A 22,147-nucleotide genomic window follows, 5' to 3' on the forward strand; every position below is an offset into this window, starting at 1 on the left:
AAGTGCGATCATGAAAAAAAACAAAACGATTCCTACACTGCGACTGCTGCGATGGTCTGCCATTGTCCTGTTGCTTTGTTGCCAGTCCGCCCTGGCCCAGCAAGCCCGGGTCAGCGGAAGGGTTGCCAGTAAAAAGAACGCATCGGTACTGGCCGGTGCCACCATTTCGGTAAAAGGTACCAACAAGACGGTGACTGCAGATGAGAACGGCCGTTTTGCCATTGATGCATCACCGGGTGATATCCTGGTGATCAGTTATATCGGGCACCAGCAAACAGAGCACAAGGTGAGTGGAACAGGCGAACTCAATCTCCTTCTTGCCGAATCACAGGACCGCATGGAAGATGTGGTTGTGATCGGATACGGAGTACAGAAGAAAAAGCTTGTAACCGGTGCCAACCTGCAGGTTAAGGGTGACGACCTTCAGAAACAAAACACTACCGATGCATTGCAGGCCCTTCAGGGACAGGCACCGGGTGTGCAGATCACTACTACTTCAGGGCAGCCCGGTTCCGGCATGAGTGTGGTGATAAGAGGGAAGGGAACTATCGGTAACGCATCACCGCTGTATATAGTTGACGGGGTTTATACCAACGATATCTCATACCTGAACCCTGCAGATATCCAATCACTGGACGTGCTGAAGGATGCGGCCTCTGCTGCTATATATGGATCACAGGCTGCAAATGGTGTTATCCTGGTTACTACAAAAACGGGCCGGGCCAACCAGAAGCCCCAGGTTACGCTTGATGCATTTTACGGATTGCAGAATGTGCCGGAAAAGGCGCAGCTGCTGGATGCGAAGGAATATGCAGTGATCATGAACGAAGCGGCCATCAACTCTGGAAAGAATCCATACTTTACCAATGAGCAGGTAAACAATATGCCGGTCAACACCAACTGGCTCGATGAGATGTTCGTGAAAAATGCAGCCACACAGAATTATGTGATAGGTGTGCAGGGCGGAGGTGGAACTTCCATCTACTCCACTTCCTTTGGTTACACTGGCCAGGAAGGAATCGTAGGCGGAAAGGATCTCTCCAACTTTGAACGCTATACGTTCCGGATCAATACAGAACATGGTGTGTATAAGAACATCGTGAAACTTGGTCAACACCTCACATTCAATTACCAGAAGAATAACGGGATCCAGGTTGGCAATCAATATAACAACACGATCCGGGGTGCATTCAATACAAGTCCGCTCGTTCCCATGTATGACGACGAGGGTAGCTTCTTCGATAACAGCAATTCCACCTGGAACAATGGCGAGGCCAATCCATATGCGTTAATGCTGTATAATAACCAGAACAGGTATAACAGCCAGCGTTTATTCGGTGACCTGTATGTACTTGTTGAGCCGGTTAAGGGACTTCGATTCAGGTCAAGCCTGGGAGTGAATCTTTCGAGTTCCGAAGGGCGTTCTTTCCTGCCTGAATACAAACTTTCTATTTATGCATTCAACGACAACAGTACCGTGTCGCAGTCCATGGGCAGGGGCCGGTCATTACAGTGGGACAACCTGCTTAGTTACAATTTCCGTGTTAAGGATTTGCACCAGTTTGATGTAATGGCAGGTAGTTCAGCACTGAGATCAACAGGTTCCGGAATGTACGGGCGAAACCGCAATTTGATCTTTGGAGACCTGGATCATGCGTGGCTGGATAACGCAACCAACACCGATGGAACTAATATTACACTCGATGGATCTCCTTACGAAGATGCGTTGATGTCTTACTTCGGCAGGCTGCAATATAACTTCAATGAAAAGTACCTGTTCAATGCAACATACAGGGCAGACGGATCATCGAAGTTTGCACCTGGCAACCAATGGGGATATTTTCCCTCATTTGCGGCAGGCTGGGTGGTATCGAAGGAACGTTTTGCCGATAATTCGAAATGGCTTGACTTCCTGAAAATCCGTGCAAGTTGGGGACAGGTGGGTAACCAGAATATTGCGGGATACCAGTACCTGACTCCGGTGAGTTTCAGTAATGCGAATTACATTTTCGGTACGGAAGAAGGATTGCTCGTTCCCGGAGCATACCCAAGCAGGCTGGGTAACCCTGATATAACCTGGGAGACTTCAGAACAGACTAACATTGGATTCGATGCTACTATCAGGAGCAAACTGAATGTTACGTTCGACTATTATATCAAGGATACAAAGGACTGGCTGCTTGTGGCTCCTGTATTGGGGACGGCAGGCGCCGATGCGCCTGTGATCAATGGCGGAAAGGTTCGTAACACCGGTGTGGAACTGGCATTGAACTACCGGAATAATATAGGCGACTTCAACTATAATATCGGGTTGAATGGTGCTTATAATAAGAACAGGATCGATAATATCCCGACACAGGACCAGATCATACATGGTAATACGAACTCCCTGTTCGACAACTCACTTGAATTTTACCGGGCGCAAAATGGTTTCCCCGTTGGTTATTTCTGGGGGCTGAAAACTGATGGCATTTTCCAGACAGAAGATGAGGTTAATGCGCATTCAAAAGGTGGAACCCTGGTGCAACCTTCTGCGCAACCAGGCGACGTTCGTTATGTTGATCTCAACAAAGACGGCGTGATCAGCGATCTGGATCGCACGATGATCGGCGATCCGAATCCGGACTGGACTTTCGGGATTAATCTCGGGGCTGAGTACAAAGGCTTTGATTTTTCCCTGCTGGCATATGGCGTTGCGGGTAACCAGCTGGTGCAATCATGGCGCAACCAGGCCAACGCAAAGGCAAATTATTCCGCCGAAATACTCGAGCGCTGGCATGGACCAGGATCTTCAAACAGGATGCCAAGGGTAACTGAGGACAACCGTAACTGGACACAGTTTTCAGACCTGTATGTTTATGATGGTGATTTCCTGCGTATCAACAACATCACAATTGGTTATGATTTCGCAAAATTGATCAACAAAAATTTTATCGGTAAAGCCAGGTTGTATGCTTCTGTCCTGAACCTCCACACATTTACTAACTATAATGGAATGGATCCGGAAATAGGGTATGGGGAAGGATTCTCTTCAGGAGTCGACCTTGGATATTATCCACGTCCGCGCACATTTATGCTTGGCGCCAATATTCGTTTCTAACCATAAGCAAACTATGATCATGAAAAAACTAAATATTTATATAATCGCAGTTTCGCTGCTTTCACTAGGCGCATGTACCAAAAGTTTCCTGCAAACAGAAGATGTTACTTCAGTGACCGAGCAAAACTTTTACAAAACTCCTGATGACGCCTGGAAAGCGCTTGTAGGTTCATATGATGGCCTGCAGCGTGTTTGGGCCGACGGGGTTGCTTTGCCCCTTGCAGCAGAAATATTTTCTGACAATACATTTGGTGGTACTGGCTATTCAGATGGATTTGGTTACCAGATGATGGATGAATTCGATAAACTGAGATCACCATCTGACCAGAACATGTTCAATGCCAACTGGAATGCCTACTACAAAGCAATTTACCGGTGCAATATGTTGCTGGGAAAAATCGATGGCATCGACTTTAAGGGCGATGATGTGACCAAAACCACCTATACAGCAGAAGCACGTTTCCTGCGTGCATACCTGTATTTTGATATGGTTCGTTTGTGGGGAAACATTCCGCTGCTGACTGAACCTTCCTCAGAGAACCTGCCGCAGGCTAACCCTGACGAAGTGTATAAAGTAATTGCTGAAGATCTCAAATATGCTGCCGGAAATTTACCAGCCGTAAACCGCCCGTCACAATCTGCCTCAACTTTCGGTCGCGTTACAAAATGGGCGGCTGAAGCCATGATCGGCAGGGTATACCTGTATTATACCGGGTATTATTCAAAGCAGGACCTTGCGGGAGTAATAAGTAAGACGGATGCGCTGGCATATCTGGAAGATGTGATCAATAACAGTGGTCATGCACTGTTACCTGATTTTGCAAAGCTCTGGCCTGCTGCTTCTGTGGATGAATATGCCGGAGAAGACAACCTGGAAACGATATTTTCCATTAAGTATACTTATACCAGCAACTATGATGGCAATACTGATGGAAACCATTGGCTGGTCATGTTTGGTCTGAGGGAGCAGACAACTTTCCCTTATGGTAACGGTTGGGGTGGAGGAACGGTAAATGCAAAACTCTGGAATGCATATGCTGCAAATGACTCGCGGCGGGAAGCAAGTATCATTTCTATTTCCGGTGAAGCCATTGATTTCAAGACAAAGAATAACCAACGGGAGTACACCGGCTACTACGCAAAGAAATATACACCAATGTCAGACGAAGCAGGAAATAGCCTGGCTGTAAAGATGGGCGGGGTAAATTTCATGATCGGGCAGTTCCAGGATTATGTATCTATCCGGTATTCTGATGTGTTGTTGATGGCAGCTGAACTGGGTTCATCGAATGCCCAGGCATATTTTGATGATGTTCGTAAGCGTGCATATGGTAACAACTTTACTGCATTGGCAGTATCACAGGCAAATATCATGAATGAAAGAAGACTTGAATTTGCATTGGAGGGAATCCGTTACTGGGATCTGCTTCGCCAGGGAGTAGACGTGGCTGCAAATGCCATTGCTGAAAATACAAGCCTGGAAAATGGAGGCGTAAGCACGGCAAAAGTGATCTCTGCCGATAAAGTCCGTGAAACAAAAGGATTACAGCAGATCCCGTATACGCAGATCACTTTATCCAATAATGTGCTGGTTCAGAATGCAGGATGGTAACCCAACTAAAAACATCAGTATGAGACGTTATAAAAATCTATCAATATTTATATTACTCGCGCTGCTGGGATTCCTTTCCTGCAGTAAACACAACTATGAACTGGGCAAATTGCCAGGGGAAAATGAATTGAAGTTTGAAGTCCTGCAGGACTACGATGTGGATCCGGGCGGTAACACCGTTTACCTGGTAAACAATGCACCTGAAACTGTTCCGGTCTGGGATTATGGTACAGGTAAATCAAATCGTCAGCGCGATACCATCCGGTTTGCGTTCAAGGGAGAATATGTGATCAAATATTCTGCAGTTACATCCGGAGGATTAGTTGAAATGCCACCGGTAACAATCACTGTTACCGAAGATAACCTGAACTATGTCAACGATCCGTTATGGACTTTACTCTCCGGTGGAGTAGGAAATGAAAAGACCTGGCTGCTCGATGCCAATGCAAATGGAGATAAGAAATTCTTTACGAGCCCCATATATTTTGCGGGGCAGGACAATGCCTATGGCAGCAAATCGGCTGATGGCAAAACAGTGGAATGGACAAAAAATTGTACAGATCCCAGTGGACCCAATTGCTGGACATACGGTCCCGACTATACGACCGATACCTGGGCTGCAGAAAAGCGTGACTATGGTTACATGACTTTCAGCCTTAAAGGCGGGCCATTCCTGAAAACCGACCACAAAGGTGTCGCCGGTGTGGAAACTGAGTCAGGTACGTATTTCCTCGATATCAATACATTAACGCTTACTACAAGCAATGCCACGCCACTGAGCGTTGGCTATACGCCGGCTGATGTGGTATCTGTTTACAGCTGGAGGATTCTCTCACTCACAGAAAACACTATGCAGCTTGCGGTTAAGAATAAGTCAAAAGCAGAATACCAGGTGCTGAATTACATTTCGAAGTCTTACAGTGAATCGTGGACTCCACCGCCGCCACCGGCAAAAAAACCGGATGAAGGATTCAACCCGGTTTTTGAACCAGGTGAACTGCTCACCATGCTGACGGGGGGCTCGCAGACAGGACGGTTCTGGACGCTTGATGCGAATGGTAACCCGGTTGATTGGGTGGCCAAGGGAAATGGCTGGACTACATCAAAATCTTCATCCTACAACTGGGGCTGGAATGAGTCGTGGGATGAGGCGGTAAAGAACGCCTGGATAAGATTTGATGGGGGAATGAATTATACACGCTTCCAGGATGGCCAGACGACGACAGGTACATTCAGTATAGATGAGGCAAACAATGAGATAACACTTGCCGGGAATACGTTATTGCAAAATGCCGCCAGCTGGATGAATCCGACAGCGACTAAAATCAAAGTGGTAAAAGCCTTTGATGATTACCATGTAAAAGGAATTTGGTTCGGAACAAGCTATGATGCGGGGAAAGATGAATGGCTGACCTTTCATTATATCATACCATAAATGATCACACGCATATATATCATTGCAGCCGGTTGCCTGATTGCAGCTGGCTGCAATAAAAATCATGAAGGAAGGAATGATCCGGGAAACGGTGGCGATACAACAGTTGTGATAGTACCCCAGGATCCTCAATCGGAAAAGACCATAGGTTTTTTTATGGATGACTGGACTGCCAAAACTTTTGTGCCACCATCCTATACAGAGAAGACTGCTCCTGCAGAAGCGCCAGAAAATATTACGATCAATACCGCGGATATCATTTCAAAAGTGCCCCGGTCCATTGCCGGTAACAACGCTAATCTCTGGATGACGCAGATGGTAACGGAGAGTCCCCTTGTGACTCACCTGTCACAACTTCAACCACAAATTATCCGCTTTCCCGGTGGGAGCATCAGTGATGTATACTTTTGGAATGCAATGCCGGGAGTGCCACCGGTTTATACGCCATCACAATTGGTTAAGTCCGACGGAACACGTGAGATTGCAGGCTTCTGGTTTGGTCGAAACCAGGAAAGCTGGACCTTGTCACTTGACAACTATTACCAGGTGCTAAAGCAGACTCACAATACCGGAATGATTACGGTCAACTATGGCTTCGCCCGCTATGGAACTGCGTCCGATCCTGTTGCTGCAGCTGCACATCTCGCTGCCGACTGGGTGAGGTATGACAATGGTCGTACCAGGTATTGGGAAGTCGGTAATGAAAACTTTGGGGAATGGGAAGCAGGATACAGGATTGACCGGGCAGTTAACAAAGACGGGCAATCAGAGTACATAAGTGGTGAATTATACGGCCGTCATTTCAGGGTATTTGCGGATTCCATGCGAAAGGCTGCAGCCGAAAAAGGAGCCACAATTTATATCGGCGCTGTTTTGTATGATTCCGAACCGCAATCATGGCAAACAAATACGATCCGGACATGGAATTCTGGTGTTTGTACGGAGGCTGGTTCCACTGCAGACTACTTTATAGTTCACAACTATTTTACACCTTATAACCAACAGACCAATGCGGCTAATATTCTATCCTCTGCCCTTACGGAAACAGGCAAGGTGATGAATCATGTGAAGTCAGCGCTGCGTTCGGCTGGAGTAGAAGACAAACCCATAGCGTTGACAGAGTGGAACATTAACGCTGTTGGACAAAAGCAACAGGTATCATTTGTGAACGGTATGCATGCGGTAATGGTGATCGGGGAGTCAATAAAGAGCAAATATGGTATGACATCCCGTTGGGACCTGGCCAATGGCTGGAGTAACGGTGATGACCACGGGCTTTTCAATAACGGTGATGAACCGGACGGAGTACCGAAATGGAATCCCAGGCCCGCATTTTATTACTTGTATTACTTTCAGAAGTTCTTTGGCGACAGGATGGTGTCAACCAGTCTTGCTGAAACCAACGCTATAAAGGCTTATGCAAGTACATTCAGCTCCGGGCAAAGTGGTATTGTCCTGGTGAATACTTCTGCAGCTGTCATCAATGCCGGGATAACAGTGAGGGACAGGAAGGTTGGTGCGCGATACTATTGGTATGTTTTAACCGGGGGAACGGATAATGGTGAATTCTCCCGAAAGGTTTATGTGAATGGTGAAAGCAGTCTCGGTGTTTCCGGTGGTCCTGCGAATTATGCCAACCTAAAGGCCTTGTCTGCCAGGACCAGTGATGGTATCAGGGTAAACCTGCCAGCAAGGTCTGTGGTATACATCGTAATAGATAAGGGTTGATTTTTACTCAATCTTGTTGAACTTCAGGTGCATGATCCGGCCGGAATTCACTTCGAAACCGGTAATCTTGTTTGTTGCGTCCCTTAACACCTGTAAATGATTCATGTACCAGCTGCCTGAGGTCAGGTGATCACTATTGATCAGGGTAAGCTCAGAATCACTGTATTTGCTGTTGGTGAGGAACAGCTTGTTGTCTTTCAGGGAAATACCGTATTTGCAGTCCAGCTCGGGCGAATAATATAGCCCAGTATATTGCTTCAGTATGTCGTCGGAAACTTTAGAAGCCTGCACGTACTTTTTGAGCTTCATAAGTTTATCAGGAAAAATAATATCCACGAGTGTGTCCTTTCCATTGACTGCAAATGCAAACCTGATATCGGGGTAGGGGGCTATGGAAAAAGTATCCAGGTTCTCCCTGATCAGGAAATTTGTTTCACCATATACCTGGTAGTACAATCGGCGATTCCGGATCTCGAAGCTCAGCGAAAGCCCGTCATCCCCTATATAGCTGCCAACATATTTCCGGGTTGAGTTCGTGTCCCGCAGCATTGCAGCAATGCTATCGCGGGGTTTTGCGGCAGCCGCTGCTTTTTTCGTGGCGGTGTCTTTCACCAGGAGGTCCATCATGGCGTATGTACTTCCCCCAGCATCGAAGTCGCCAAGATTACCGAAAACCATGAAGCCCATTTGCAGGTCCGGAAGAACGGCGAGATAGGTCCGGTAACCGGCATCACCACCGCTATGTGAATACTGGCGCCATCCTTTGTATGTATCCACGGAGATTCCCAGAGCGTAATTGAGTTCCTTGCCGTTGTTTAGCTTACCCCTGGTCGTCAGAAGGCTGATGTCCCGCTGATCACCAACTTTATACCTGTAAAAATTCATTACCCACTTGCCCAGGTCAGGAATATTGGTAAAGAGACTGGTTGCGCCGGCATTCGAATAATTGAGCGGGCTGTTCTCGTATCGGTCATTCCCAACCTGGTCATATGAATATGAGCGGTTTTTTACGATCTCTGTATTATCATCATGGAAATGGGTAGCTGTCATGCCAAGCGGTTTGAAGATTGCGCTGTCTGTGAACTGCCGCAAGGTTTGTCCCGTCACACTTTTCACGATTTCGGCAAGCATGGTGTACCCGCTGTTTGAGTAATTATATTGTTCACCTGGTGGAGAATTAAGTGCCTGTTGTTTACTGAGCAGCTTAACGATATGTTCCTGCTTTATAACGTCTGTAAGCCGGGTACCGGAAATGGCCAGCAGCTGCCACTGGTCGCGAATACCGCTGGTATGGTTCAATAAGTGCCTGATGGTGATAGTATGTTTGAGGTCAGGAAACCAGGTCAGGTATTTCCGTACATCGTCTTCAAGTTTTAGTTTTCCCTGGCGCACGAGTAATACGATGGCATATCCTGTAAACTGTTTGCTTACTGATGCCATATGGTAGATGGTGGTGGGCTGGTTGGGAATCTCATATTCCAGGTTGGCAAGTCCATAACCCTTTGCAAAAATGATCGAATCGTTGCGTACGATGCCGACTGTACAACCCGGACTGTTGCCTTTACTGTACTTCGCAAAAATACTGTCGATCTTTTTTACAGTGGAATCGGGCAGGGACTGGGCAGTAAGCTTGTAACCCAGGAGGCATAAGAGCAAAGTGACTGAAAGGAACTGTTTCATGTGGCGTGAGTTGTCCTAAAATATACAACTTTTTGCCCTGCGTCTTGTTAAGTCAAACATCCGCTCATAACAAATTTCACTTATGGATCTTCAACTAAATGGAAAGACTGCTTTCGTAAGCGGTTCAACGGCAGGAATCGGGCTTGCTATTGCTGAGGCGTTGTTGCGTGAAGGAGCCGCGGTTATCATTAATGGCAGGTCGCAGAAGTCATTGGATGAAACAGTAGCCAACATTAAGAAGAACTCCCCTGGTGCGAAAGTGTCCGGCATCGCTGCGGACTTTGGTGAAAGGAGCCAGGTGGATCAACTGGTGGGTGCGCTACCTGATATAGATATCCTGGTTAATAACGTTGGCATATTTGAACCGAAGCCATTTGTTGAAATACCTGATGAAGACTGGTACCGTTTCTTCGAAGTAAATGTCATGAGCGGGGTAAGATTATCGCGAACGGTGTTACCGAAATTATTGGACAAAAACTGGGGCCGGATCATATTTATTTCCAGCGAATCGGCCGTAATGATCCCGGAAGAGATGATCCATTACGGTATGACAAAAACTGCACAGCTGGCTATCAGCAGGGGGATGGCTGAAATTACAAAGGGGACCAATGTTACGGTCAATTCAGTATTGCCTGGACCAACCCGTTCAAGGGGAGTGAAAGATTTTATCAAAGCATTATCTGAACAGGAACGACTGGATGAAGCAGAAATGGAGAAGAAGTTTTTCCAGGAGTTCAGGCCAACATCGCTTTTGCACCGCTTCGCAGATGTTGATGAAGTGGCCAATATGGTAACTTACCTGGTGAGTCCACTCGCTTCCGCAACCAACGGTGCAACCTTACGGGTCGAAGGCGGACTGATTCGTTCAGCGTTCTGAATACTATAAAGATTTTTAGAACGTTTCTGTTATATGATCCACAATTTGAAATCTATCGAAGAAGTTATGGATGCCTTTGAAAGGGTTCATTCCAATATGCCGGAAGATGCTAAGGGTATACTTAGTGGTTACCGTTGGTTCAATATCTGGCTCATTAATCATGATACCCGGCTGTCTGAACTTGCCACCAGGTTCGAGCCCTGTGCGGACAGCCACGATGCGTTTTATAACCGGGTAAGGGTTAGGATGGATTCGCTTAAAGAATCCTGAAATATGGCGTGCCTCCCGGCTTCCAGAATATAAGAAAAAAAAGGCGGATTTCAAACGGGAATTTCAGGAGAAGCACTGATAATTTTCCCATGCGGTTGTATGAGATAACAAGATACCTTTAGCAGGTATTCTCCCATCCATATCTATCACCCCAAATTGTGAACCATGTTTACCTACACATTAGGAGGGAAAAATGGAAAGAAAGTTTCTCTCCAGGAGAGCAACGACCGTGTGGTCGTTCGCACCAGGAATGCCAGGCCACTCAGCGATGCCATCTTTACAGATGAAGGACGGCAGACATTAGAAGATTTCAATATTGAAGAACAATTTCCAGAAGCGGATATCACTATTCTTAAAGCTAAAAGCGATCGTGCGGGTGAGGCTTTGAGGGACGGTGCCAGGCAGGTATTAAAGAATGAACCCGAACTGCGTTTTGCCGGAAGGGTCCTGGTTGATGCGGAAACAAAAAAACCTGTAGTATATACTGAAAACATATTCATCAAGTTTTACGACAATGTTTCGGCGGATACCTGTGAGAAAATCCTGGCGGAAAATAACCTCGTTATTAAGCAGAAACTTGACTTTGCAGTCAACAGTTATTTTGTTTCTGCACCGGAGAATACGGGGCTGCAGGTCTTCGAGATTGCGGAAAGCCTGTTGAAAAGAAATGAAGTGGAGCTTTGTCACCCTGAAGTGATCAGGAAAAAGAGCCTTAAAGTAATTAATTCAAACCAATGGCACCTGAAAGCAACGACGATCGGCGGTGTTGCAATAACGGCGAATGCAAATGTAGAAGCAGCACATGCTATAACCGAGGGAGAGAATATCGTTGTCGCCATCATCGATGATGGGGTTGATATCAGTAATCCCGAGTTTAATCTGCCAGGAAAAGTTGCGGATGGAAGAGATATTACGTTAAACATCAATGATCCCAGGCCAAAGCAGTCATTTGACAACCATGGAACGGCCTGTGCGGGAGTTGCAACGGCAGCCGGAGTTAATGCTTCGGGAGTTGCACCAAAAGCTAAACTGATGCCTATTCGCCTGAGTTCCAACCTCGGGTCAATTGCCGAGGCAAACGCTTTTAAATGGGCGGTTGATCATGGCGCAGATATTATTTCCTGCAGTTGGGGACCGCAGGATGGTGACTGGTCTGACCTTACAGATCCAACCCATACTACACAGGTTGATCTTCCGGACAGTACAAGGTTGGCAATCGATGATGCCGTAACGCGTGGGCGCAATGGTAAAGGATGTGTCATATTTTTCGCTGCAGGTAATGGTAATGAGGATGTAAAGTTTGATGGCTACGCCAGTTACCAGAATGTAACTGCCGTTGCTGCCAGCAATGACACCGACCGTCGAAGTGTATATAGTGATTTTGGCGACCAGGTGTGGTGTGCATTTCCCAGCAATGACTTTGGACATGTTCCATTTAACCATCCGGATGCGTTGACTGCAGGAATTTTCACAACTGATAGAACTGGTTCAGCCGGTTACAATTCCGGGGGCGATTATACGGAAACTTTTGGGGGCACTTCAAGCGCATGCCCGGGTGCTGCGGGCACTGCAGCGTTGATCCTTTCGGCAAATCCGGAACTTACCTGGCAGCAGGTCCGCGATATTATCGCCGAAACCTGTGATAAGATCGACACTGCGAACGGGGCATATAATGCTTCAGGCCGCAGCCCATTTTATGGTCACGGCAGAATTAATGCTGAAAAGGCGGTCAGGATGGCGAAACAATTACAAACTGTAACGGTGGGAAGCCGGGTGAAAATCATTTCTGCGCTGGTAAATCCTGAAGCTTTGGATCTTGGTAATGAGAAAGTATCCCTGTTGAATACTACCGCAAACAGCATCGATCTTTCCGGCTGGGCCATTGAAGTAAAAGGCAAGAAACAATCCTTGCTGTTTACGCTGGCCGGAGGTGAGGCAAAATCAATCCGGTTACTGACAGCACGACTGGCAAATTCCGGCGCTACCATTAATCTTATCGATAGTCAACAGAATACAGTACATAGTGTGACTTACCGGAAAGCGGATGTGGTAGAAGGAGTGACTATCGAATTTTGACCGGAAAACCAGGTTTAAATAAAAACAGCCCCGTTAAAGGGCTGTTGGTTTTCATGTACTGAAATTCTCATGTGTGATGCGAAAATGAGATCAGAACCTTAACGTTGGAATTGGAATTGGATATTAAAAACGGGACTGATAATTACTTTTTTTGCTGTGCCCATCCCGGGCGGGTACGGATCATGGTTAGTCATTAAGGACATTGGTTCGACATAGTATCTGGATATAAAAACGGGACCATTCGAAATACACAATATAGACTTGTTACGGTTCAATAAGGTTGCAACAACAACCTCTGGAAATGGCTGATTTTCACTAATTCAGCGGAACCAGTTATACCGCTGACTTAATCAGGTGGTCTTTAACAAACCGTTAAGCTCAAATGAATATAAACGCGGCTCGTGGCGGCTAATTTTATAGCGGAAGCTGGTTAAAACAAGGCATACCCGAAAACCAGGAATGAATAATTTGCGCGCATAGCCCTGACAATATGAAACAATTAATCGTGCTGGTCTTAATACTCGCCAGTCATCAGATCTTTGCCGCAGACACCCTCCATGTTATTTCCCATAAAGCTATTACGGTTACAACCGAACCTTCCTCGGGTACTAAATCCTTTACAAGCTGGGTTGTGTTTCCATCAAAAGATGAAAAGCTCAGGAAAATAAACCTGAATATCACTTTTGGTTGCCCTGACGGGATGCGCTGCGCTGACTGGGATTACCTGGATCATATTTATATTCGTCGGAAAGGTGGTGTAAACGGACCGGCCTTGAATTATGAGATCGGTCGTATGCTCACACCATATGGTGGCGCTTTCGGAAAAACCTGGAGTTTTAAATGGCAGGCTGATATTACAGATTTCAGTATGCTTCTCCGCGACAGTGTAGAGATTGAATATATTCATACCGGTTATGAACCTAATAATGATCGTGGCTGGAAAGTGACCGTAGACTTTGAACTGGTAAAAGGCAAACCCGTACTCGAGCCTGTAGCCATTCACCAGGTGTACAACAAGGTATTCGCTTATGGCGATGGCAGCAAGCCATTTGAGGATAGCCTGAAGGCGTTTTCCTTTACTGCCGGTAAAAAGTCGCAACATGCGCGGATTTTTATTTACCAGACAGGTCATGGCATGGACGCCAATGGCTGCGGGGAATTCTGCAGCCGTTACCGGGAAGTGTGGTACAACGGCCGGATGATTGACAAAAGGGACATCTGGAAAAAATGCGGAGATAATCCACTCTATCCGCAGGCGGGTACCTGGGTGATAGATCGCGCTTATTGGTGCCCGGGTGAATTAAACCAGCCTGATATATACGACGTACCTGTCAAAGGAGGTTCACAAAATGTCGTGGATATCAACATGCAGCCTTATATAACTGATAAGCCCAGCGCCAATGAACTTATTACTGCATATATTGTCGAGTACTCCAGTCCGTTGCAGACGAATGATGTGGCTATAGAAGATATTTTTGCACCCACTGACAAACAGGTTCACGGCAGGAAAAATCCTGCATCCATTAATCCGACAATAGTGATCCGGAACAACGGGTCGAAGCCCCTCACAAAAGTTGACATCCGTTATGGTACCATAGGTTTTGCAGAAAAGCAGTTCACCTGGAGGGGCAACCTTGCTTTCAATGGGAAGGCTGTGGTAACACTACCCGGAGCCGTAGAGGGAAAGACAGGGCAGAATACTTTCAGGGTGACGCTCTTATCACCTGGTGGCAGGAAAGATGCAGTTATGGATGATAACAGCATGAGTACAGTGTTCACCAGGGTACCCGTTCATGGCAAGGCGCTGGTACTGAACCTGCGCACAAATAATCAGCCGGAACACAATGATTATTATATCCGCAATGCTGAGGGTAAGGTAGTATATGAAAGAAAGCCCGGAACGCTGAAAGCAAATACTGATTACCGGGATACCTTATTGCTTCAACCTGGCGCTTATGAGTTGCTTTTAACAGATACGGCGGGTGATGGCCTGGAATTCTGGTTTAACAATAAAGGCGGTCGGGGCATTTGCCGGTTACTCGATGATAAAGGAAATCTCCTTAAGAACTTTGAATCCGATTTCGGAAATTTCATCCACTATGGTTTCGAGGTAAACGCGGATTCCACATTGCACACTTCCCCAGCATCATTACCTGCAGTGGGCGTTTATCCAACTCGGTCTGCCGGCAAAACTACGCTTGATTATTTCGGTAACAAGGCGGGAAAGGTTGTGGTTAAAATTGTAACTGACCCTGGAGACACTGTTGTTGAAGAGCATGTTTACAATGATCTTAAGGAAGCCGTGTTTAACTATGATATGTCTTATCGGCCTCCTCAGCGCTATTATGTTAAAGTTTATGTAGGAGGAGAGTTGGTCTTTAACAAGAGACTTCGCATTGAAGCAAAAAGATAAATTGTCAGGGCAGTCGCGGATCATTTGCTGAAAGTGCAGGAAGCCAGATCGCCAGTTGTTCGCGCTTCCACCATTTGCCTTCCTTGTTTGCCGATGGTAAAAAAGAATACCTGTAAAGTATTGCCCGGACATAACGTGGTGGCTTTCCGGGGAAAGGATTGGACGCGAACAGTTGAATGGCTAAAGGATCGTTATGCAGGAGTTTATCGGTAAGGCTTAAGGTCCACGGGTAATCCCCGGCATCTGCCATCGCAGCGAACCACATCTGCCAGTCGAATCTTAAATGGTATGGGGCAATCTGCGGTGGTCTTTTGTCCAGGGCAACAGGTAGTCCCTTGTACGGATATTCTTTCCAGTGCGCGCTGTCACCTGGTACTGTATCAGAAGTCCCTTCAAAAACGACATTCAGCCTTTCACGTCCAACCCAGCCGAAGGCACCGTAAGTGTTTACCAGGTCGAAGGGCTCGAAAGATGTGTTCATCACCTGGCGTGACGAGAGCATATTGAAAACGGGTAGAATGCTGAGACTTCCAATCACCAGGGTGATTACATATGAAGTAACGATCATTGGCCTGGAATCTTCGGACAGACCAATTGCTGCTTCCGCCCGTTGAACCAGCGGCCGTGGCAGGACCTTCGACCAGAATCCATCATCAAAGCAAGCCAATGCGGGCACAATGGTTAGCCAATTGAGAAAAGATAAATTCCCGCTTAGGATAATCGTAAACTGGAAGAGAACGATCACAATTCCTGCAACATGCCTGGTAGTCCGGGGCCAGAAAACAAATAAAGGGGCAACGAGCTCTGCCAGGAAATTGAACCAGGTACCAGCTTTGAGGATTGGGTGGGGCAGGAAATGAAACCACCGGCTCAGCGGGCCAGGGATGGGCTGTGTCTCGAAGTGATAATAAAGAGCAGTGCCATTGAGCCACAAGGAATCATTGCGAAGTTTTATCAGCCCGGCTCCTAACATGATCCGGCAGGCCAGCCATCTTAAGAGAACTATTATGAAGAATGGTGGCGGTCGTCGGGGGAATGGTCTTGCATCGAAGAGCGGACAAAGAAAAATAGCCAGGAAACCGGTTTCGAGCAACTGGATTTCCCAGCCGTATCCGTACCAGTCCTGACCCACATGTACAAACGACATGTACAGCATCCAAAGAAGGAAAAGGAGTGGCGCGTTAGCAAAGCCACAAATCACAATGCAGGCCAGCACAAATCCGATCCAGGCAACAACCAGGAGGGTAGAGTCTGAATGACCGAACCAGAAAATTGACGGTAATCTCCAGAAGCCGGCATTGCGCGATCCCAGTGAGAGCGCGACCTCGTCAAGGTAATTGCCAACCGGCAGCAAGCCGTTCGATCCGATAAGTGGAATGACCTGGTCAAGGGCGACAAGAAAGGCAACTGCATAGACTACTCCCAGCAGCCTTAGGATCAAGAATCGGGTAAGCCAATAGGTTGGTCGCGCGCTGTTCATGTTGAAACCAGTGTTGACCTAAAGTTCTGCATAAAAAAAGAACTGTCCCAGAAGGGACAGTTGGTACAGATTGGGTGATTCAAAAAAACAAAGCCCTAACCTAAAAACCGGATAATTGAATTGGATATTAAAAACGGGGTATGTAATTCGTTTAAACACATAATAGACTTACGCTGGCGTTGTCAGGTTGCAGTGAGCATCTCTATTTCATCCATTGCAGGCATGTGATTAACCGAGACGGTTAACCACTGCCCGGATCAGTTTCCTGATGGCTCAGGAACGATCATCACCTGTCGCAAGATGCCTTCACGCAGCAAACCGATCTGGACAGGTAGCCCGATTGTTTCCTCAGTAAGGTATTTGAACAGGCTGTCAATTGATTCTACGGGTTTCCCATTGAACTGGACAATAATGTCACCGTAAAAGATCTTTTTGTGATTGAGTGCGTTGATCTTCATCACTTCAAACACATATATACCCGTTTTATTCGGGATCCTGTTTACCTCTCTCATTCGGGAAGTAAGATTGACAGCCTGGCCAGCAATTCCAATTAAAGCCCGGTTAATCCTTCCTTTCATAATGAGCTGACCCGCGATGGATGAAGCAAGGTTCGATGATACCGCAAAGCAGATGCCCTGTGCTGCCTGGATAATTGCTGTGTTAACACCTATAACATTTCCCTCAGAATTAAGTAACGGTCCGCCTGAATTACCGGGGTTCAATGCTGCATCTGTCTGGATCACATCATCTATCAATCTTCCGTTACCTGCCCGCAGACTGCGACCAACTGCACTGACAACACCAGCAGTTACCGTTTGTTGCAGGCCATAGGGATTCCCAATTGCGATTGCTATCTGTCCGGGTACGAGTGTCGCCGAGTCCGCGAACGTAAGTGAACGGAAAGAGCGGCCATCAATTTTTAACACGGCGATATCAGTTGAAGGATCAGAACCCCGCCGCTCAGCTGATAGTATGGTTCCATCATCCAGCGACACTTCCAGCTGCCCTGTGCCCTCTGTAACATGGTGATTGGAGATGATATAGCCATCGGACGAGATAAGAAAGCCTGATCCTGATCCCCCGCGTCCGCGACCATTCCCTGCACCGCTGTTTCGAATGTGCACCACGGCAGGAGACATAGTGCGGAATACATTCGATACGGTAGAGGAATAAGCATCCAGCAAGGATGCATCCTGCTGTATAAATCTGATCATTTGTAAAAACGCTCAATCCGCGTTCCAAAACAGAAAATGGTCAAAACGGCAGCCAGGATATGTCGAATGGTTAGTGTCCGGCATTAACTTTGCCATATCTGCTATTAACAAAACCTTTTGCCATGTTGTCACCAGGTACCACAGCTCCTGATTTTGAATTGTTTTCAGGACCAAAAGAAAAAATGACCCTTACACAGTGGAAAGGGAAACGGGTAATACTCGTGTTTTACCCTGCTGACTGGAGCCCGGTGTGTGGCGACCAGCTTGCGCTCTATAATGAAGTCAATAATTATTTCAAAAACCTGAACGCGCAGGTGATAGGGATTTCCGTTGATGGTAAATGGTGCCATACCAGTTATCGTGAGCAACGCAACCTTGATTTTCCTTTGCTGGCAGATTTTGAACCGAAAGGAAAGGTGTCGAAAGCATATGGGGTATATAATGACCAGGAAGGTCAGAGTGAACGGGCCTTGTTTGTACTGGATGAGGACGGTGTTATACAATGGAGTTATCTTTCTGACCGCGGTGTCAATCCCGGGGCAGACGGAATTATGAGCGCATTGGAAAAAATGGAAAAGGAAAAAACAATATAAATCCTTCGTTATGCCATTAGCAATTCCCGTTTCGAACCTGGATCATACCTGGGGTAATTCAAAGGCGGCCATTGAGTTGGTTGAATATGGAGATTTCCAGTGTCCTCATTGCGGTCGTGCATACCCGTTAGTGAAGGAATTGAAATATACTTTCAAGGATTCAATAAAGCTGGTGTTCAGGCATTTTCCCCTGACCAGGGTTCATCCACAGGCAATGGCTGCCGCCGTCGCTGCTGAAGCGGCAGCGGTACAAGATAAATTCTGGGAAATGCATGACATGCTTTTCGACAATCAGGCTTACCTCAATATTGAGTCACTCCTCAGCTATGCTGAAACAATAGGACTTGATATCGCGAAATTCACGGATGACCTGCAGGATAGTAGTCTGCACGACAAAGTTGAAAATGATTTCATGGGTGGCATGAGGAGCGGGGTAAACGGAACTCCTACTTTTTTTGTTAATGGTGAACGATACGAAGGCAGCTGGGAAGGGGATAACCTTGCCAGGTACATCGAAGAACAATTCGGAGTAAAACAGTAATTGTTATGCCGTTACACGGGTTCCAACAGGTGCGTGGGTGATCTCGCTTAATCCCGGTATTACATCCGAAGCCCGCAGGTCGAAGTTTTCCAATGCAGGATTAGACAAAACAGAAGCTACAAGTGGACTGTCAAGGAATTGCTTCAAAGAGGCCTCATCCCTGAAAAGATAAACCGCGCCGGCTTCATTTTTTGCTTCGTCTATGATCCAAAGTTTCCAGTCGCAGCCCGGTACTTCCGCAAAGGCAGGGGCAACTTCATTTGCCATCTTTTCATACTCTTCCCGGGAACCCTTGTAGTTGAATTTTGTGACAAGAACTTTCTGTGCCATAAAGAATGTTTTAGAATGAACATATAAGGTTACAGAAATTGGGGGTAGTAAAGCTACGGAGTTTAGCCGATAATAGCCTTGATCCAATCGCGGGAGTGATTTGTAAGTAGTTCCATCACGTTGATTTTCCCTGCCTTAAAGGAGTGGTCTGCACCTTCAATTTTTACCAGTGTGGCAGTGGGAAGCGACGCACAAACCGGCTCGATAAGATCCCATTTTGCGAGTTCATCTTTTGTGCCCTGCAGGAACAGCATGGGAATCTTTATCTCTTTCAGGTGTTCGGCCCTGTCGGTTGATGGTTTGCCGGCAGGGTGAAGTGGAAAGCCATAAAAAATCAACCCTTTTACGAAAGGCTTTGGGTGGGCTGCCAGGTATTGTGAGCTCATTCGTCCGCCAAATGATTTTCCTGACGCGAATACCGGGAGTTTGGGGTAGGAATCATGTGCATGCATAAGTGCCGCTGCAATTGCCTGGTGCGCGACTGCAGGCGTGTCTGGTCTTCCTTTTTTGTTTTCGGTAAATGGGAAATTGAATCGTAAAGTGCCTATCCCTGCTTCTGCCAGTGAGTGGGCGATATTGACCATGAATGTATGGTTCATCCCGGCGCCGGCGCCATGCGCCAATGTCATGATGCATGCAGGTTTTTCGGGAACGATATACTCTGCAGAAACAGTACCTGTCTCCGGGGAAACCTGGAGCGTTAAGGTTTGTGTTGTCATGTTAGAATTTCCAGTCACCCGAAGTTAGGCCTTTATTCCTCATCACCCCTTTTCGTATACACTGCAATTGCACCGTTGGGTCCTCCGCCAATTGCACCCATGAACGGAGCTCGGAAAATTTTAACCAGGGCAATGTCCGAAACATTAATGTTGTTGATCACGCTTTGATCAACACGCATTTCATCCAGGAAAAAGGCTGGTCGTCCTCCACGGTATGCAACTCTTGTGGAACCGAAGCTGTAAGCGTTCCTGATATTGAGGCCAGGTACCCGTCCCTGTAAGTACTGGAAAACATTCCAGTAACCTACTGAAGCAGGATCATCATCCGGTACCAACATATATGCGTTATCAGTGGAGAAAAGGCCGGATGTATATTCCTCATTCAGTTGTTTCCGGTATTCCTCGGAGTTGACTGTCTGGGCCAGTGAAAAAGCTGAAGAAAACACAGCACACAGTATAATGGCACTACGTAACATCATTGAGTGTTTGCAGTAATTTACTACTCTTCCAGCCGGGGTTTTGCTAACTAAACCCTTTTTCACTTTTCATTTTTACGATTTATTTTCTAATTTGTAGGATGCAGTTCATTTACAGGTTATTTACCTGTCTGTCCCTCATTTTCGCAGTGGCTGGTCTGGCCAAAGCACAGCAAACCTCACAGAAGTTTGTGCGGGAAACCAACTACCTGCTTTCAATGCCGCAGGGTTATGCATCGGATACCAGTACCCGGTGGCCATTAATGTTATTCCTGCATGGCAGCGGTGAAAGTGGAAGTGATATTGAAAAAGTGAAGGTTCACGGACCTCCCAGCCTGGCTGCAAAATCAAAACAGTTCCCTTTCATCGTGGTTTCGCCTCAGTCTGCGGTACCTAATGGATGGGATGTCGAAATGCTGTATCAGCTGATACAGGATGTTAAAAAGCGCTATAGGGTTGATGATTCAAGGGTTTACCTGACCGGTCTCAGTATGGGAGGTTTCGGAACCTGGTCCCTGGCCATGAAATATCCCGATGAGTTCGCTGCGATCGCACCAGTTTGTGGCGGTGGCGACACAGCCGGCATCTGGAAATTGAGGCATATTCCAATCTGGTGTTTTCATGGGGCAAAAGACGATGTGGTTTTGCCAGCTTCAAGCATAAAAATGGTTGAGGCGGCACGGAAGTATAATCCTGAAGTCAGGTTCACTTTATATCCCGAGGCAAATCACAACAGCTGGGACAGTGCATATAATTCAAGTGACTCACTCTATGACTGGTTCCTTGCACACCGGAAATTTAAGTACAGCGAAATAAAAGTTCCAGAGACAAAACTTAAGGACTATGAAGGCTGGTACGTAGCTGGCGCCGATGATGATACGGTCAGGCTTTTTGTACAGAACAGTAGCCTTATAGCCATCGGAGGCCGCGATACCATTCCACTGAAAGCGGCAGGTGACCAACTCTTTTTTATTGATCCGGCCAGAAACATTGATGTTGAATTCATTCGCCGGAAAAATAAGGTAACGGGCTTTTTATTCTCTGGAAGGGAGAGAGTCATCTTCCGTAAGATCAGGTAAAATTAAAACGTCTTCTCATCTGCACTCGGGCCATAAATGGATGGAACCGGGATCTCATTCAGCCTCATATATACGGTGAGCTGGCCCCGGTGATGAACCCAGTGATTAATGGTGGAGCCGATGCTTTCTTTCAACGGTGAACTGTACAATACAGTTCCATTGTTTTTCAGCGAGAATGACTTTGAAATGTCTTCATCCTGCAGTGATTCCAATGCTTTTTTGGCCTTTTCATAATTTTTGTCAAAATGCGCGACAAGATCGGTTTCCTCATTCAACGGCGTTTGTTCGTATGTGGCGAAATCTATCTCACCCAGTTCGATCATGGCACTGATCCATCTTGGTATCTCTGCTACCAGCAGTGCCAGGTAGCCCATTTCCATTGATTTTTCATGAGGCTTCCAGCCGAAAGTGGAATTGGGAATCCTTTCAAGGCATTTGCGGGTGGCAGGTGCTTCGGCCTGTAGTTCGTGCGCCCACTCTTTACCGTAGCTAGTGTGTTGCATGGCAGCAATTTTGGGGTTATC

The 22,147-nt window shown here is 46.7% G+C and carries 18 protein-coding genes; 11 read left to right on the forward strand and 7 right to left on the reverse strand.

Translation table 11 applies throughout. The features are described 5' to 3' along the window. Positions 1 to 10: 10 nt before the first annotated feature. From OI18_RS03815 to OI18_RS03830, 4 genes are read left to right on the forward strand one after another with little or no spacing between them, the layout of a single operon-like run. The gene (locus tag OI18_RS03815) at positions 11 to 3,100 is read left to right on the forward strand and encodes a SusC/RagA family TonB-linked outer membrane protein (protein WP_039137401.1); all 3,090 of its coding nucleotides are present in this window, start codon (positions 11 to 13) and stop codon (positions 3,098 to 3,100) included. 19 nt (positions 3,101 to 3,119) lie between these two features. After that, positions 3,120 to 4,712, forward strand: coding sequence for a RagB/SusD family nutrient uptake outer membrane protein (locus OI18_RS03820; RefSeq protein WP_039137519.1), 1,593 nt, complete (start codon positions 3,120 to 3,122; stop codon positions 4,710 to 4,712). Between the two features lie 19 nt (positions 4,713 to 4,731). Beyond that, positions 4,732 to 6,147, forward strand: coding sequence for a hypothetical protein (locus tag OI18_RS03825; protein ID WP_039137521.1), 1,416 nt, complete (start codon positions 4,732 to 4,734; stop codon positions 6,145 to 6,147). Beyond that, entirely contained in the window at positions 6,148 to 7,875 is a 1,728-nt protein-coding gene (locus OI18_RS03830) for a DOMON domain-containing protein (protein WP_152616719.1), read from the forward strand. Between the two features lie 3 nt (positions 7,876 to 7,878). Here OI18_RS03830 and OI18_RS03835 read toward each other — a convergent pair whose 3' ends face one another. After that, the gene (locus tag OI18_RS03835) at positions 7,879 to 9,555 is read right to left on the reverse strand and encodes a serine hydrolase domain-containing protein (protein WP_039137402.1); all 1,677 of its coding nucleotides are present in this window, start codon (positions 9,553 to 9,555) and stop codon (positions 7,879 to 7,881) included. A gap of 82 nt (positions 9,556 to 9,637) precedes the next feature. Here OI18_RS03835 and OI18_RS03840 point away from each other — a divergent pair, with 82 nt between their 5' ends. From OI18_RS03840 to OI18_RS03855, 4 genes are all read left to right on the forward strand, one after another. Continuing rightward, complete coding sequence (locus tag OI18_RS03840) at positions 9,638 to 10,432, forward strand: SDR family NAD(P)-dependent oxidoreductase (RefSeq protein ID WP_039137404.1); 795 nt, start codon at positions 9,638 to 9,640, stop codon at positions 10,430 to 10,432. A 33-nt stretch (positions 10,433 to 10,465) separates the two neighbouring features. After that, positions 10,466 to 10,702, forward strand: a complete 237-nt coding sequence (locus OI18_RS03845) for a hypothetical protein (RefSeq protein WP_039137406.1) — start codon at positions 10,466 to 10,468, stop codon at positions 10,700 to 10,702. Positions 10,703 to 10,867: 165 nt separating this feature from the next. Continuing rightward, positions 10,868 to 12,778, forward strand: coding sequence for a S8 family serine peptidase (locus OI18_RS03850; protein ID WP_072038949.1), 1,911 nt, complete (start codon positions 10,868 to 10,870; stop codon positions 12,776 to 12,778). A 490-nt stretch (positions 12,779 to 13,268) separates the two neighbouring features. Beyond that, positions 13,269 to 15,191 (forward strand): peptide-N-glycosidase F-related protein, encoded by a 1,923-nt coding sequence (locus OI18_RS03855; RefSeq protein ID WP_039137408.1) that lies wholly within the window; start codon positions 13,269 to 13,271, stop codon positions 15,189 to 15,191. Between the two features lie 4 nt (positions 15,192 to 15,195). On the opposite strand, the gene OI18_RS03860 is transcribed toward OI18_RS03855, so the two are convergent. Together OI18_RS03860 and OI18_RS03865 are read right to left on the reverse strand one after the other, a co-directional pair. Further along, positions 15,196 to 16,632 carry a lipase maturation factor family protein gene (locus OI18_RS03860; protein WP_240312714.1) on the reverse strand — a complete coding sequence of 479 codons (1,437 nt, stop codon included), beginning with the start codon at positions 16,630 to 16,632 and terminating at the stop codon, positions 15,196 to 15,198. Positions 16,633 to 16,928: 296 nt separating this feature from the next. Continuing rightward, positions 16,929 to 17,885: a S1C family serine protease gene (locus OI18_RS03865; protein ID WP_039137412.1), complete on the reverse strand. Its 957-nt coding sequence runs from the start codon at positions 17,883 to 17,885 to the stop codon at positions 16,929 to 16,931. 122 nt (positions 17,886 to 18,007) lie between these two features. Between OI18_RS03865 and OI18_RS03870 the strand changes: the two genes are divergently transcribed. Further along, positions 18,008 to 18,478, forward strand: coding sequence for a redoxin domain-containing protein (locus OI18_RS03870; protein ID WP_039137414.1), 471 nt, complete (start codon positions 18,008 to 18,010; stop codon positions 18,476 to 18,478). A gap of 10 nt (positions 18,479 to 18,488) precedes the next feature. After that, complete coding sequence (locus tag OI18_RS03875) at positions 18,489 to 19,019, forward strand: DsbA family protein (RefSeq protein WP_039137415.1); 531 nt, start codon at positions 18,489 to 18,491, stop codon at positions 19,017 to 19,019. Between the two features lie 3 nt (positions 19,020 to 19,022). Here OI18_RS03875 and OI18_RS23600 read toward each other — a convergent pair whose 3' ends face one another. The 3 genes from OI18_RS23600 to OI18_RS03890 all read right to left on the reverse strand — a co-directional run bounded on the left by OI18_RS23600 (position 19,023) and on the right by OI18_RS03890 (position 20,547). After that, positions 19,023 to 19,349, reverse strand: a complete 327-nt coding sequence (locus OI18_RS23600; RefSeq protein WP_052272845.1) for a YdhR family protein — start codon at positions 19,347 to 19,349, stop codon at positions 19,023 to 19,025. 62 nt (positions 19,350 to 19,411) lie between these two features. Next, positions 19,412 to 20,068: an alpha/beta hydrolase family protein gene (locus tag OI18_RS03885; protein WP_039137416.1), complete on the reverse strand. Its 657-nt coding sequence runs from the start codon at positions 20,066 to 20,068 to the stop codon at positions 19,412 to 19,414. A gap of 32 nt (positions 20,069 to 20,100) precedes the next feature. Further along, entirely contained in the window at positions 20,101 to 20,547 is a 447-nt protein-coding gene (locus OI18_RS03890) for a TonB-dependent receptor plug domain-containing protein (protein WP_039137417.1), read from the reverse strand. Positions 20,548 to 20,645: 98 nt separating this feature from the next. Between OI18_RS03890 and OI18_RS03895 the strand changes: the two genes are divergently transcribed. Beyond that, positions 20,646 to 21,623 (forward strand): carboxylesterase family protein, encoded by a 978-nt coding sequence (locus tag OI18_RS03895; RefSeq protein WP_072038950.1) that lies wholly within the window; start codon positions 20,646 to 20,648, stop codon positions 21,621 to 21,623. Between the two features lie 2 nt (positions 21,624 to 21,625). Here OI18_RS03895 and OI18_RS03900 read toward each other — a convergent pair whose 3' ends face one another. After that, positions 21,626 to 22,126, reverse strand: coding sequence for a DinB family protein (locus tag OI18_RS03900; protein WP_039137419.1), 501 nt, complete (start codon positions 22,124 to 22,126; stop codon positions 21,626 to 21,628). Positions 22,127 to 22,147: the final 21 nt, after the last annotated feature.

The sequence above is a fragment of the Flavihumibacter solisilvae genome (genome assembly GCF_000814475.1).
GTDB lineage: Bacteria > Bacteroidota > Bacteroidia > Chitinophagales > Chitinophagaceae > Flavihumibacter > Flavihumibacter solisilvae.

Bases quoted from the DNA above. Each gene is read 5' to 3' on its own strand.
- OI18_RS03870 (WP_039137414.1), top strand. From the start codon at position 18,008: ATGTTGTCACCAGGTACCACAGCTCCTGATTTTGAATTGTTTTCAGGA.
- OI18_RS03820 (WP_039137519.1), top strand. From the start codon at position 3,120: ATGAAAAAACTAAATATTTATATAATCGCAGTTTCGCTGCTTTCACTA.
- OI18_RS23600 (WP_052272845.1), bottom strand. From the start codon at position 19,349: ATGGCACAGAAAGTTCTTGTCACAAAATTCAACTACAAGGGTTCCCGG.
- OI18_RS03815 (WP_039137401.1), top strand. From the start codon at position 11: ATGAAAAAAAACAAAACGATTCCTACACTGCGACTGCTGCGATGGTCT.
- OI18_RS03840 (WP_039137404.1), top strand. From the start codon at position 9,638: ATGGATCTTCAACTAAATGGAAAGACTGCTTTCGTAAGCGGTTCAACG.
- OI18_RS03835 (WP_039137402.1), bottom strand. From the start codon at position 9,555: ATGAAACAGTTCCTTTCAGTCACTTTGCTCTTATGCCTCCTGGGTTAC.
- OI18_RS03865 (WP_039137412.1), bottom strand. From the start codon at position 17,885: ATGATCAGATTTATACAGCAGGATGCATCCTTGCTGGATGCTTATTCC.
- OI18_RS03855 (WP_039137408.1), top strand. From the start codon at position 13,269: ATGAAACAATTAATCGTGCTGGTCTTAATACTCGCCAGTCATCAGATC.
- OI18_RS03895 (WP_072038950.1), top strand. From the start codon at position 20,646: ATGCAGTTCATTTACAGGTTATTTACCTGTCTGTCCCTCATTTTCGCA.
- OI18_RS03825 (WP_039137521.1), top strand. From the start codon at position 4,732: ATGAGACGTTATAAAAATCTATCAATATTTATATTACTCGCGCTGCTG.
- OI18_RS03850 (WP_072038949.1), top strand. From the start codon at position 10,868: ATGTTTACCTACACATTAGGAGGGAAAAATGGAAAGAAAGTTTCTCTC.
- OI18_RS03900 (WP_039137419.1), bottom strand. From the start codon at position 22,126: ATGCAACACACTAGCTACGGTAAAGAGTGGGCGCACGAACTACAGGCC.
- OI18_RS03875 (WP_039137415.1), top strand. From the start codon at position 18,489: ATGCCATTAGCAATTCCCGTTTCGAACCTGGATCATACCTGGGGTAAT.
- OI18_RS03885 (WP_039137416.1), bottom strand. From the start codon at position 20,068: ATGACAACACAAACCTTAACGCTCCAGGTTTCCCCGGAGACAGGTACT.
- OI18_RS03845 (WP_039137406.1), top strand. From the start codon at position 10,466: ATGATCCACAATTTGAAATCTATCGAAGAAGTTATGGATGCCTTTGAA.
- OI18_RS03830 (WP_152616719.1), top strand. From the start codon at position 6,148: ATGATCACACGCATATATATCATTGCAGCCGGTTGCCTGATTGCAGCT.
- OI18_RS03890 (WP_039137417.1), bottom strand. From the start codon at position 20,547: ATGATGTTACGTAGTGCCATTATACTGTGTGCTGTGTTTTCTTCAGCT.